Raw genomic sequence first — 12,616 nt, forward strand, 5'->3', positions numbered from 1 at the left:
TCAGCGCAGGCTCAGATGGCGGCTGAGCAGGGCCCGCAACGCGGCCGGCTTGACCGGCTTGGACAGGTAGTCGAGGCCGGCGGCGTGGATCTCCGCCACCAGTTCCGGCCGCGCGTCGGCGCTGATCACCACGCCCGGCACCGGCTCGCCCAGGCGCGTGCGCAGCCAGGCCATCAATTGCGTACCGGTCTCGCCGTCGTCCAGGTGATAGTCGATCAACGCCAGTTGCGGGCGCATCTCGCTGTCCAGCAGCGTGGCGCATTCCTCGCGGCTGCGCGCGGTCCAGACCTGGCAGCCCCAGCGGCTGAGCAGGCTGTTCATGCCGGCGAGGATGCTGTCTTCGTTGTCCACGCAGAGCACCTGGGCGCCGTTCAGCGCTTGCGCCGGTTCGGCCTTGTGGCCGTTGGCCAGGGCCGGCGGCGCCTGCCGCGCCAGCGGTACGCGGACGCTGAAGACGCTGCCCTTGCCCGGCCAGGAACGTACCTCCAGCGGATGGCCGAGGACCTTGCAGAGCCGGTCGGCGATCGCCAGGCCGAGACCGAGGCCTTTCTCCGCGCGGGTCTGGTGGCTGTCCAGGCGCTTGAACTCTTCGAAGATGACTTTCTGCTTGTCCGGGGGGATGCCCGGCCCCTGATCCCAGACTTCCAGGCGCAGGTAGCCGTCCTCGCGGCGCACGCCGAGCAGCACGTGGCCCTTGGCGTAGCGGAAAGCGTTGGTCAGGAAGTTCTGCAGGATGCGCCGCAGCAGCTTGATGTCGCTGTCCACCCGCAGTTGGCTGCCGCGCAGGCGGAAATGCAGGCCCTGTTCCTGGGCCAGCGCCTTGAACTCGACGCCGAGGGCATCGTAGAGGTTGTTCAGCGGGAACGGGTTGCGTTCGGCGCTGACCCGGCCGCTTTCCAGGCGCGAGATGTCCAGCAGGTCGGTGATCAGGTCCTCGGCGGAACGCAGCGACGAGTCGAGGTGCTGCACCAGGTCGCGGACCTCTCCGGGCAGCGCGTCCTGGTGGGCGAGGGCGGCGGAAAACAGCCGCGCGGCGTTCAGCGGCTGCATCAGGTCGTGGCTGACGGCGGCGAGGAAGCGGGTCTTCGACTGGTTGGCGGCCTCGGCGTTGCTCTTCGCCTCGCTGAGTTCCTGGTTCAACTGCGAGAGTTCCTGGGTACGCTCCTGGACCCGCTGTTCCAGCGACTCGTTGGCGCCCTTGAGGCCCTGTTCGGCCTCGCGGTAGGCGGTGATATCGGTGAAGCTCATGACGAAGCCGCCGCCGGGCATCGGGTTGCCGATCAGCTCGATGACCCGGCCGTTGGGGAACAGCCGCTCGGAGGTGTGCGGAGTGCCCTGGCGCATCCAGTACAGGCGCTTGGCCACGTGCATGTCCGGATCGCCGGGCCCGCACAGGCCGCGATCGGCGTTGTAGCGGATGATGTCGGCGATCGGTCGGCCGACGTAGATCAGCCCGTCCGGGTACTCGAACAGTTCCAGGTAGCGGTGGTTCCAGGCCACCAGGCGCAGCGACTGGTCGACCACGCTGATGCCCTGGGTGATGTTCTCGATCGCGCCCTGCAGCAGGGCGCGGTTGAATTGCAGCACCTCGGAGGCTTCGTCGGCGATCCGCACCACGTCCTCCACCTGCATCTCGCGCCCTTCGATGGCGGCCTTCACCACCGCCCGCGCCGAGGACGCGCCGAGGACCCCGGCGAGCAGGCGCTCGGTGTGCGCGATCCACTCGTTGTTGGCGGTCTGGTTCGGGGTGAAGCCCTTGCCCTGGCGGTAGGCGAAGCGGATGAAGCTTTGCCGCGCGCGTTCCTCGCCGACGAAACGCGCGGCGAGCATCAGCAGGTCTTCCACCTGCACCGCGAGCATGAAGCGCGAGTTCTGCCGCTGGGAGATCTCCTGGCCGATGAAGCGGCTGGCCTGCCAGTGCTCGGACACGCGGGTGCGCGAGAGCACCGAGACCAGGCCGAACAGGGCGAAGTTGCCGACCAGCGAGATCAGCACGCCCTGGGTCAGCGGCTCGATCGGCAGGCCGAAGGGATTGCTTGCCAGCCAGGTCAGGCCGGGGATGCGCTCCAGCGGCCAGCCAAGGCCCTTGGCCACCACCGGCAGGACCAGCGTATAGGCCCACAGCAGCGAGCCGGCGGCGAGGCCGGCGAAGACCCCGCGGCGGTTGGCCTGTTTCCAGTACAGCGCGCCGATCATCGCCGGGCCGAGCTGGGCGATGGCGGCGAAGGCGATCTGGCCGATGGTCGCCAGGCTGGCGCTGGAGCCGAGCAGGCGGTAGGCCACGTAGGCGAGCAGCAGGATCACCGCGATGCTCACCCGGCGTACGGTCAGCAGCCAGTGACGGAAGGCCTCGAAGGGCCGTTCGGTGTCCTTTTCCCGGCGTCGCAGCAGCCACGGCAGGAGCATGTCGTTGGAGACCATGGTCGACAGCGCGACGCTGGCGACGATGACCATTCCGGTGGCGGCCGAGGCGCCGCCGATGAACGCCAGCAGGGCCAGCGCCGGGTGCGCCTCGGCCAGCGGCAGGCTGATGACGAAGGAGTCCGGCATTACCCCGGCGGGCAGGTGCAACTGGCCGGCGAGGGCGATCGGCACCACGAACAACGCGGCCAGCACCAGGTAGATGGGGAACACCCAGCGCGCCAGGTTGAGGTCGCGCGGCTCGATGTTCTCCACCACGGTGACGTGGAATTGCCGCGGCAGGCACATGATCGCGGTCATCGCCACGCCGGTCTGCAGCAGCATCGCCGGCCAGTGCACGGTCTCTTCCCAGTAGTCGGCCAACTGCGGCGCGGCGCGGGCCTGGGAGAAGAGATCGGCGAAGCCGTCGTAGAGGCCGAAGGTGACGAAGATGCCCACGGCGAGGAAGGCGGTGAGCTTGACCAGCGACTCGAAAGCGATGGCCAGGACCATGCCGCGGTGGTGTTCGGTGACATCCAGGCTGCGGGTACCGAAGACGATGGTGAACAGCGCCAGCACCAGCGACACGATCAGCGCCGTGTCCTGGGCGCGGGTACCGGTGGAGTCGGCACCGGAGCCGATCAGCAGATTCACCCCGAGGACGATGCCTTTCAGTTGCAGGGCGATGTAGGGCAGCACGCCGACCATGCAGATCAGCGCCACCACCACCGCCAGCGCCTGCGACTTGCCGTAGCGGGCGGCGATGAAGTCGGCGATGGAGGTGATGTTCTCCTGCTTGCTGATCATGATCATCTTCTGCAGCACCCAGGGCGCGAACAGCATCAGCAGCACTGGTCCGAGGTAGATCGGCAGGAACGACCAGAGCTGGTCGGTGGCCTGGCCGACCGCGCCGAAGAAGGTCCAGCTGGTGCAGTACACTGCCAGGGAGAGGCTGTAGACCCAGGCGCGCAGGCGGGGTGAGAGCGGGGTGCGGCGACGGTCGCCATAGAAGGCGATGGCGAACAGGATGGCCATGTAGACCAGGGCGACCACGGCGATCAGCCCGATGGACAGCGACATGCGAACTCCGATGATGTCCCCGCGAGAAGCTGGCGTGAGGCGGGGGTCTTGCTTTCGCGCCAGTTTCGCACTTGTCGGCCCGCGCGTCAGGCCGCCTGCGACCAAGGTCGCACGCATGCTTGAGCCGGACGCGCGGAGTTGGTAGCGTGCCGGGCTGCGTGAGCGCGGACGGCCCCGGCGGCCGGCTGTCCGTTCATCGTAGCCGGTTTCGGCTGCGGCACTAAACGCGGCCGCTACGCTCTGATGGGAGCGGAGTTTTGCGTCGATGTCGAGGAGGGCGCCCATGTTCAAGCCGCTACCGATCACCCTGCAGCGCGGAGCCTTGCGTCTCGAGCCGCTGGTGGAAGCGGACATTCCCGAGCTGGTGAGCCTCGCCGAAGCCAACCGCGAGGCGCTGCAGTACATGGACGGACCGACGCGGCCGGACTGGTACCGCCAGAGCCTCGCCGAGCAGCGCGAGGGCAGGGCGTTGCCGCTCGCCGTCCGCCTCGGCGTGCAACTGGTCGGGACCACGCGCTTCGCCGAATTCCTTCCCGCCTTGCCGGCCTGCGAGATCGGCTGGACCTGGCTCGACCAGGCCCAGCACGGCAGCGGCCTGAACCGCATGATCAAGTACCTGATGCTCAAGCATGCCTTCGACAACCTGCGCATGGTCCGCGTGCAGCTCAGCACGGCGGCGAGCAACCTGCGCGCCCAGGGCGCCATCGACAAGCTCGGCGCGCAGCGCGAGGGCGTGCTGCGCAACCACCGGCGGCTGGCCGGCGGGCGGCTAGACGACACCTTCGTCTACAGCATCACCGACCACGAATGGCCGCAGGTCAAGGCGGCGCTGGAAGCCAGCTTCACCGGCTGAAGCCGGTTCCTTCGCTCCTGCGGTATGCTGGGCGGCCCGTCCGGACGGGCGAACGAGGAGACGGCAGTGCCGGACGAGACGAGCGGAGAACACACGCATTTCTGGCGCGCCGCCGAACTGGGCGGCGTCGAACTGCTGCACGCGCGCTATGTGGAGCAGCGCTTCGCGCCGCACGTGCACAGCAGCTTCGCCCTGGTCATCATCGAGCAGGGCGCGCAGCGCTTCCGCCATCGTGGCGGCGAGCACCTGGCCCCGCTGGGCAGCATGGTGCTGATCAACCCCGACGAAGTGCACACCGGCTCCAAGGCCCATGATGCCGGTTGGCTCTATCGCGGCTACTACCCGGAGATGGAGCAGATCGACGGGATTCTCGACGAGCTGGAAATCCATCATGGCGGCGTGCCGCGTTTCGCCGACAGCGTGATCCACGACCAGCCCCTGGCACGCGCCTTCGTCCACTTGCACCGCCTGCTGGCCGAGCATGCCGGCAGCCTGGAAACCCAGACCCGCTGGCGCGAGACGATGCTCGCCCTGTTCCGTCGCCACGCCCGCCTGCCAGAAGCGCCGAAGGCCGGGCAGGAGCCGTTGGCGGTGGCCCGCGCCCGCGAACTGCTGGCGGCGCGGTTGCTCGATCCGCCTTCGCTGGAGGAACTGGCGGCGGCGGTCAATCTGTCCCCGTTCCATTTTGCCCGGGTCTTCCGTCGCGCCACCGGCATGCCGCCCCACGCCTGGCTCAGGCAGCGCCGCCTGGAGCAGGCCAGGGCACTGCTCAAGAGCGGCCGGGCGCCGCTGGAGGTGGCCCTGGAGCTGGGCTTCGCCGACCAGAGCCACCTCGGTCGCCAGTTCAAGCAGGCCTACGGGGTGGCACCGGGTGAATACCGCTCGGCCTGCGCGCGCTCGTCCTTGACGACATACGAATAAGTCAAGCTCACATTTGCAAATCATTTGTATTTACGTTCTTTACGATTTGCCGTAATTTTGCGCCCCACTTTTTCCTGCGTCCCTGGGGGAGCCTCGATGTCGTCCGTGAGTTCGTTGTCGCGCCTGGCCGTCGCCATCGCGCTGGGTGTGTCCATGCAGGCGGCGCAGGCCGAAGAGGAAGCCAAGGAGCTGGGCACGGTCACCGTGGTCGGCGACTGGCTGGGCGAAGCCGACCAGGCGGTGGTGCAGAACCATCCCGGCGCGCGCAGCGTGGTGCGTCGTCGGGAAATGCTCGAGAGCGGTGCGCAGAACGTCCGCGACGTGCTGCGCAAGGTGCCCGGCGTGCAAGTGCAGGACAACAACGGTACCGGCGGCAGCGACATCTCCCTGAACGTCGGGGTGCGTGGCCTGACTTCACGCCTGTCGCCGCGCTCGACGGTGATGATCGACGGCGTGCCGGCGGCGGTGGCGCCCTACGGCCAGCCGCAGCTGTCGATGATGCCGCTGTCCATCGGCAACCTGGAGAGTATCGACGTCGTGCGCGGCGCCGGCTCGGTGCGCTACGGCCCGCAGAACGTCGGCGGGGTGATCAACTTCGTGACCCGGGCGATTCCGGAGAAGTTCTCCGGCGAAATCGGCACCACCATCGAGCATGCCGGCCACGGCGGCTGGAAGAAGCTCAACCAGGCGTTCCTCGGCGGGACCGCCGACAACGGCCTGGGCGTGGCGCTGCTGTATTCCGGGGTGAAGGGCGCCGACTACCGCGACGGCAACAACGACAACGATATCGATGACGTGCTGCTCAAGACTCATTGGCAGCTCACCGACAGCGACCAGTTGGCGGCCAACTTCCACTACTACGACGCCTACGCCGATATGCCGGGCGGCCTGACCCAGGCGCAGTACGACGACGATCCCTTCCAGTCGGTGCGCGACTGGGACAACTTCCGTGGTCGGCGCAAGGACTTCTCGCTGAAGTACACCCGCCAGGTCGACGACCTCACCCAGTTCGAGGTGCTCACCTACTACAGCGACAGTTTCCGCGGCAGCAGCATCGCCGCGCGCAACCTCAGGACCATCACCTCGTACCCGCGCGACTACCATGTGTTCGCGGTGGAGCCGCGGGTCTCGCGGATCTTCTTCGCCGGCCCGACCACCCAGGAGATCGGCATCGGCTACCGCTACCTGAAGGAAGCGATGAACGAGCGTGCCAGCCAACTGGCACTGGTCGACAATGTGCCGACCGTGCGTCCCGGCTCGGACGGCCATACCTACCAGGACCGTACCGGCGGTACCGAGGCCAGCGCCTTCTACATCGACGACAAGATCGATGTCGGCAACTGGACCATCACCCCCGGCATCCGCTTCGAGAAGATCGACAGCGACTGGCGCGACCGCCCGGTGCTCGGCCTGAACGGCAAGCCGGTGCAGGAGAAGAAGCGCAGCAAGGACTACAACGAACCGCTGCCGGCGCTGAGCCTGATGTATCACTTGAGCGACGAGTGGAAGCTGTTCGCCAACTACTCCGAATCGTTCGGCAGCCTGCAGTATTTCCAGCTCGGCCAGGGCGGCAGCGGCAACGATACCGCCGCCGGCCTGGAGCCGGAGAAGGCCAAGACCTACGAACTGGGCACGCGCTACGACAACGGCAGCTGGGGCGGCGAGATCACGCTGTTCTACATCGACTTCGACGACGAGCTGCAGTACGTCAGCAACGACGTCGGCTGGACCAACCTCGGCGCCACCAAGCACCAGGGCATCGAGACTTCCGGCCACTATGACTTCGCCGCTCTCGATCCGCGCCTGGACGGCCTGTCGGTCTACGGCAGCCTCACCTATACCCGCGCCACCTACGAAGGCGACATTCCCTCCTTCAAGGGGCGCGACCTGCCGCTCTACTCGCGCCAGGTGGCCACCGCCGGGGTGCGCTACGAGGTCGACCGCTGGACCTACAACCTCGACGCCTTCGCCCAGTCCATGCAGCGCGCGCCAGGGCTGAGCACCGACAGCCAGGGCAACTTCACCCACAACTACATCACCGAGCCCAGCGCCGACGGCCAGTACGGCGACATTCCCGGCTACGTGACCTGGAATGCCCGCGTCGGCTACGACTTCGGCCCGCAGGCGTCGAACCTGAAGCTCGGCCTCGGGGTGAAGAACCTGTTCGACAAGCAGTATTTCACCCGCTCCAGCGACAACAATTCGGGAATCTACGTGGGTCAGCCGCGAACGCTGTTCATGCAGGCCAGCGTCGGTTTCTGAATATTCGGATGCGACTTGGCGCATCGTCCGACGACAGGCGTCCTGCGGCAACGCGGACGCCTGTTCTATGATGGGCGCGGAATTTCCATCGGAACGCTGTGGCCTGATCCGCGGTCCATGCAGTCCAATCGATGACGGGCTTCCTTTCGGCGGCCACGCAAGGTAACAAGGACGATGACCCAACATTCGCAATTCGCCCTGCTGGGCAAGCGGCGTTTCCTGCCGTTCTTCATCACCCAGCTGCTCGGCGCCTTCAACGACAACATCTTCAAGCAGTCGCTGATCCTCGCCATCCTCTATCACCTCAGCGTCAGCGGCGACCGCAGTCTGCTGGTCAACCTCTGCGCGCTGCTGTTCATCCTGCCGTTCTTCCTGTTCTCGGCACTGGGCGGACAGTTCGGCGAGAAGTACAACAAGGACGCGCTGATGCGCGCGCTGAAGCTGGCCGAGGTGGGCATCATGCTGGTCGGCGCTGCCGGCTTCGTCTTCGGCAGCCTGCCGCTGATGTTCGTCGCGCTGTTCGCCATGGGCACCCACTCGGCGCTATTTGGCCCGGTGAAGTATTCGATCCTGCCCCAGCACCTGCACGAGGACGAACTGGTCGGCGGCAACGCGCTGGTGGAGATGGGCACCTTCCTGGCGATCCTGGCCGGCACCATCGGCGCCGGCGTGCTGATGTCCCATGCGCATTACGCGGCGGCGGTGGCCACCGCGGTGGTGCTGGTGGCCGCCTGCGGCTACCTGGCCAGCCGCGGCATTCCGCGAGCGGCGGCGGCGCTGCCGGGGTTGAAGCTCGACTGGAACATCTTCGCCCAGTCCTGGAGCATCCTCCGCCTGGGGCTCGGCCAGCGCCCGGCGGTCTCGCGCTCGCTGGTGGGCAACTCCTGGTTCTGGTTCCTCGGCGCGGTCTACCTGACGCAGATCCCGACCTTCGCCAAGGAATGGCTGCACGGCGACGAAAGCGTGGTGACCCTGATCCTCACCGTGTTCTCGGTGGGCATCGCGCTGGGCTCGATGCTGTGCGAGAAGCTTTCCGGTCGCAAGGTGGAGATCGGCCTGGTGCCGTTCGGCTCGATCGGCCTGACCGTCTTCGGCATCCTCCTCTGGTGGCACGCCGGCGGCATTCCCCCAGGCGAGGCGCCCTACGACTGGCTGGCGGTGCTGCGCCACCATGAGACCTGGGCGGTGCTGGCCGACATCCTGTTCATCGGCATTTTCGGCGGCTTCTACATCGTACCGCTGTACGCCCTGATCCAGGCGCGCACCGACGAAGACAAGCGGGCCCGGGTGATCGCCGCCAACAACATCCTCAACGCCTTGTTCATGGTCGCCGCGGCGCTGGTCTCGATCCTCTTCCTCAGCGTCGCCAAGCTGTCGATCCCGCAGCTTTTTCTCGCTCTGTCGCTGATGAACGTCGCGGTGAACGTGTACATCTTCAAGATCGTCCCGGAATTCACCATGCGCTTCCTGGTCTGGCTGCTCAGCCACACCATGTACCGGGTCCGGCATGTGAATCTGGAGGCGATCCCGGACGAGGGAGCGGCGGTGCTGGTGTGCAACCACGTCTCGTACGTGGACGCGCTGCTGATCGCCGGCTCGATCCGGCGGCCGGTGCGCTTCGTCATGTACTACAGGATCTTCTCGCTGCCGGTGCTCAACTTCGTCTTCCGCACCGCCGGCGCGGTGCCCATAGCGGCGCGCCACGAGGACGAAGGGATCTACGAACGAGCCTTCCAGCGCATCGCCGACTACCTGAGGGACGGGGAGCTGGTGTGCATCTTCCCTGAGGGCAAGCTGACCGCCGACGGCGAGATGAACGAGTTCCGCGCCGGGATCGAGCGGATCATCGAGGAAACCCCGGTTCCGGTGATCCCCATGGCGCTGCAGGGCCTGTGGGGCAGCTTCTTCAGCCGCGACCCGAACAAGGGCTTCTTCCGCCGCCTGTGGTCGCGGGTAAGCCTGGTGGCCGGCGAATCGGTGGCGCCGGGGGCGGTGGAGCGCCTCGACCTGCAGGCGCGGGTGACGAGCTTGCGCGGCGAAGCTCGTTGATCGATCCGCAGAAACGAAAAAGCCCCGGCGATGCCGGGGCTTTTTTTGGCGAACTACAAGTTAGATAACTTGTACTTCGTCGGCTTGCAGGCCTTTCTGGCCGTTGACGACCACGAAGGAAACCTTCTGGCCTTCCTGCAGGCTCTTGAAGCCGGTGCCCTGGATGGAACGGAAGTGAACGAACAGGTCGTTACCGCTTTCCGGGGTGATGAAGCCGAAGCCTTTGGCGTCGTTGAACCATTTTACGGTGCCGTTCTGACGATTCGACATGGTGTAACTCCTGAAACAAAGTTGATTGCGGCGACGGAAATATCCGAGCCGGTAGGTACTGAGTTGCAAAGAGTACGAGGAGCCGAGGCGATGAGCGGACCGAGATCTACCACACCAGGTCACGATTCACTGTGACCCAAGCAAGCACAGTGGTCGCAGAGTACGCGATAAAACTGCGGAAAGCGATACCCCTCGGAGCATATTCGATGGATGTCTAATGGCTCAGCTTGAGGCCGACCAGTCCGCAGACGATCAGCGCGACGCTGGCCAGGCGCAGCAATGCCATGGATTCGCCGAACAGGACGATCCCGGCGATTACCGTGCCGACCGCGCCGACCCCGGTCCAGACGGCATAGGCGGTGCCCAGCGGCAGGTGCTTCATGGCCAGGCCGAGCAGGCCCAGGCTGACCAGCATGGCGAGCGCCGTGAGGACCGTGGGAAGCGGCTTGCTGAAGCCTTCGGTGTATTTCAGACCAACGGCCCAGCCCACTTCGAACAGGCCGGCGAAAAACAGGATGATCCAGGACATGGCGATCTCCAGGGCAACGGGTGGCGGGGCCGTCCCCATTCGATCACCGGCCGGAGGCGGGTGGTGAGGTCGTCCTCACTGCGTGCGGTATTTTGCATGGTTCATCGGTCGGGACAAGGCTTCCCGACCGGGACCCAGTTCAACGCGGTGTATCTTCCATACGTCGGAACAGGGCAGCCAGCAGCGAACCGGAGAGATTGTGCCAGACGCTGAACAGCGCGCTGGGCACCGCTGCCAGGGGCGAGAAGTGGGCGTTGGCCAGCGCCGCGCCGAGCCCCGAGTTCTGCATGCCGACTTCGATGGCCAGGGCCTTGCGCTGCGCCAGCGGCATGCCGGTCAGCTTGCCGGTGAGATAGCCGAGCGACAGGCCGAAGCCGTTGTGCAGCATCACCACGGCCATGATCAGCAGGCCGGACTCGGCGATCCGCGCCTGGCTGGCGGCCACCACCGCGGCGATGATCACCACGATGCTGAATACCGAGACCAGCGGCAGCACCTCCGCCACCTGTCGGGTGCGCTCGCCGAGCAGGCGCTGTGCCAGCAGGCCGAGGGCGATGGGCACCAGCACCACCTGGAGGATCGACAGGAACATCGCCGCGAACGACACCGGCAGCCAAGCCGAGGCCAGCAGCCAGACCAGCGCCGGCGTGACCAGCGGGGCGAGCAGGGTGGTCACCGAGGTGATCGCCACCGACAGGGCGACATCGCCACGGGACAGCCAGGTCATCACGTTGGAAGCGGTGCCGCCGGGGCAGCAGCCGACCAGGATCACGCCCACCGCGATCTCCGCCGGCAACTGCAACAGGCGACAGAGCAACCAGGCCAGGCCGGGCATGATGACGAACTGGGCCAGCACGCCGATCAGCACCCGTATGGGGTGCCGGGCGACCTCGCGGAAGTCTTCGCCCTTGAGCGTCAGGCCCATGCCGAACATCACCAGACCGAGCAGCGGCGCGATGGCGACGGTGAGCGGGAGGAACCAGGCCGGCCGGAAGAAGGCGAGGATGGCGAACAGCAGGACCCAGAACGGGAAGCTGGCGCTGACGAAACGGCTCAGGGCGGTCAGGGCACGCATGGGCTTTCCTTGTTATTGGACGGCCGCCAGTCTGCCATGCCGGGCGCGACTCTCCCAGCGGCGGGCGCCGCCGGGAGAGCGGGGCGTCAGACGCCCTGGGGGATTTCTTCGCCGCCGAGGGCCTCGAAGAGCGCCGGAAGGAATTCGGCGAAGGTCAGCATCATCAGGGTGAAGCTGGCATCGAGCTGGCCGAGGGCGTCTTCGCCGCCGTCCTTTTCCGCCTGCTCCTGCAGCAGGTCTTCGAAGCGCAGGCGCTTGACCGCCAGCTTGTCGTCGAGGACGAAGGACAGCTTGTCCGACCAGGCCAGGGACAACTGGGTGACCAGCTTGCCGGCGGTGAGATGCAGCTGGATTTCCTCGCTGGTCAGGTCCTGGCGCTTGCAACGGACCACGCCGCCGTCCTCGTGGGTGTCGCGCAGCTCGCATTCGTCGAGCACGTGGAAGTCGCCGGCGGCTTCCTGGGTCTTGACCCAGTCGGTGAGGGTCGCGGTCGGCGCGACCTTCACGCTCAGCGGGCGTACCGGCAGGGAGCCGAGCGCTTCGCGCAGCGTCGAGAGCAGGTCTTCGGCCTTCTTCGCGCTGGCCGAGTCGACCAGGATCAGGCCGAGGCTTGGCGCGATCGCGGCGAAGGTGCTGGAGCGGCGGATGAAAGCGCGCGGCAGCAGGGTCTGGACGATCTCGTCCTTCAACTGGTCGCGTTCCTTCTTGTAGACCTTGCGCATCTGCTGGGCTTCGATCTCGTCGACCTTTTCCTTCAGTGCGTCACGCACGACGCTGCCCGGCAGGATGCGCTCTTCCTTGCGTGCCGAGATCAGGAAGAAGTCCTGGCTGACGTGTACCAGCGGTGCGTCCGGGCCTTTGCCGAACGGCGCGGTGAAGCCGTAGGTGGTCAGCTCCTGGCTGGCGCAGGGGCGGGCGGGTTTTTCGCCGAGGGCTTTCTCGAGGGAATCGGCATCCAGTTGCAGATCCTGGGTGAGGCGGTAGACGAGCAGATTGCGGAACCACATGGGGTCGTTCTCTCCGGGCACAAAGGACCCATTATTCCGCCGCTGGCGGCTCAGGCCAACCCCGGTCCGTCGCTAACTCCTTGGAACGGCAGAAAATTTTTTTCATCGAGGGGCTTGCCAGGGGCCGAATCGCTCCGTAGAATGCGCCCCACTTCGAGAGTGAAGGGTGA

Annotated in this window: 9 protein-coding genes; 4 read left to right on the top strand and 5 right to left on the bottom strand. The window is 66.4% G+C overall.

Going from position 1 to position 12,616, the window contains the following annotated elements; all coding sequences use genetic code 11:
- Window positions 1-3,480, bottom strand: coding sequence for a PAS domain-containing hybrid sensor histidine kinase/response regulator (locus HMPREF2914_RS07865; protein WP_003117605.1), 3,480 nt, complete (start codon window positions 3,478-3,480; stop codon window positions 1-3).
- A 265-nt stretch (window positions 3,481-3,745) separates the two neighbouring features.
- Here HMPREF2914_RS07865 and HMPREF2914_RS07870 point away from each other — a divergent pair, with 265 nt between their 5' ends.
- The 4 genes from HMPREF2914_RS07870 (at window position 3,746) to HMPREF2914_RS07885 (ending at window position 9,565) form a co-directional block, all read left to right on the top strand.
- Window positions 3,746-4,333, top strand: a complete 588-nt coding sequence (locus HMPREF2914_RS07870; RefSeq protein WP_003119682.1) for a GNAT family N-acetyltransferase — start codon at window positions 3,746-3,748, stop codon at window positions 4,331-4,333.
- A 66-nt stretch (window positions 4,334-4,399) separates the two neighbouring features.
- The gene (locus HMPREF2914_RS07875) at window positions 4,400-5,254 is read left to right on the top strand and encodes an AraC family transcriptional regulator (RefSeq protein ID WP_003091607.1); all 855 of its coding nucleotides are present in this window, start codon (window positions 4,400-4,402) and stop codon (window positions 5,252-5,254) included.
- 96 nt (window positions 5,255-5,350) lie between these two features.
- Window positions 5,351-7,516: a TonB-dependent receptor family protein gene (locus HMPREF2914_RS07880; protein ID WP_003091606.1), complete on the top strand. Its 2,166-nt coding sequence runs from the start codon at window positions 5,351-5,353 to the stop codon at window positions 7,514-7,516.
- A 174-nt stretch (window positions 7,517-7,690) separates the two neighbouring features.
- Window positions 7,691-9,565: an MFS transporter gene (locus HMPREF2914_RS07885; RefSeq protein ID WP_003091605.1), complete on the top strand. Its 1,875-nt coding sequence runs from the start codon at window positions 7,691-7,693 to the stop codon at window positions 9,563-9,565.
- Window positions 9,566-9,625: 60 nt separating this feature from the next.
- On the opposite strand, the gene HMPREF2914_RS07890 is transcribed toward HMPREF2914_RS07885, so the two are convergent.
- The 4 genes from HMPREF2914_RS07890 to rdgC all read right to left on the bottom strand — a co-directional run bounded on the left by HMPREF2914_RS07890 (window position 9,626) and on the right by rdgC (window position 12,446).
- Complete coding sequence (locus tag HMPREF2914_RS07890) at window positions 9,626-9,835, bottom strand: cold-shock protein (protein ID WP_003091604.1); 210 nt, start codon at window positions 9,833-9,835, stop codon at window positions 9,626-9,628.
- A 214-nt stretch (window positions 9,836-10,049) separates the two neighbouring features.
- Window positions 10,050-10,364, bottom strand: coding sequence for a quaternary ammonium compound efflux SMR transporter SugE (gene sugE / locus HMPREF2914_RS07895; protein ID WP_003091603.1), 315 nt, complete (start codon window positions 10,362-10,364; stop codon window positions 10,050-10,052).
- A gap of 139 nt (window positions 10,365-10,503) precedes the next feature.
- Entirely contained in the window at window positions 10,504-11,439 is a 936-nt protein-coding gene (locus HMPREF2914_RS07900; RefSeq protein ID WP_003452887.1) for a bile acid:sodium symporter family protein, read from the bottom strand.
- An 86-nt stretch (window positions 11,440-11,525) separates the two neighbouring features.
- Window positions 11,526-12,446: a recombination-associated protein RdgC gene (gene rdgC / locus HMPREF2914_RS07905; RefSeq protein WP_003091601.1), complete on the bottom strand. Its 921-nt coding sequence runs from the start codon at window positions 12,444-12,446 to the stop codon at window positions 11,526-11,528.
- Window positions 12,447-12,616: the final 170 nt, after the last annotated feature.

Origin of the sequence: Pseudomonas sp. HMSC067G02, from assembly GCF_001813485.1 — a bacterium.
GTDB classification, from domain to species: domain Bacteria; phylum Pseudomonadota; class Gammaproteobacteria; order Pseudomonadales; family Pseudomonadaceae; genus Pseudomonas; species Pseudomonas aeruginosa.

Excerpts from the sequence above, each read along its gene's own strand:
- HMPREF2914_RS07865 (WP_003117605.1), bottom strand. The coding sequence starts at position 3,480 with ATGTCGCTGTCCATCGGGCTGATCGCCGTGGTCGCCCTGGTCTACATG.
- HMPREF2914_RS07870 (WP_003119682.1), top strand. The coding sequence starts at position 3,746 with ATGTCGAGGAGGGCGCCCATGTTCAAGCCGCTACCGATCACCCTGCAG.
- HMPREF2914_RS07880 (WP_003091606.1), top strand. The coding sequence starts at position 5,351 with ATGTCGTCCGTGAGTTCGTTGTCGCGCCTGGCCGTCGCCATCGCGCTG.
- HMPREF2914_RS07885 (WP_003091605.1), top strand. The coding sequence starts at position 7,691 with ATGACCCAACATTCGCAATTCGCCCTGCTGGGCAAGCGGCGTTTCCTG.
- HMPREF2914_RS07890 (WP_003091604.1), bottom strand. The coding sequence starts at position 9,835 with ATGTCGAATCGTCAGAACGGCACCGTAAAATGGTTCAACGACGCCAAA.
- sugE (WP_003091603.1), bottom strand. The coding sequence starts at position 10,364 with ATGTCCTGGATCATCCTGTTTTTCGCCGGCCTGTTCGAAGTGGGCTGG.
- HMPREF2914_RS07900 (WP_003452887.1), bottom strand. The coding sequence starts at position 11,439 with ATGCGTGCCCTGACCGCCCTGAGCCGTTTCGTCAGCGCCAGCTTCCCG.
- rdgC (WP_003091601.1), bottom strand. The coding sequence starts at position 12,446 with ATGTGGTTCCGCAATCTGCTCGTCTACCGCCTCACCCAGGATCTGCAA.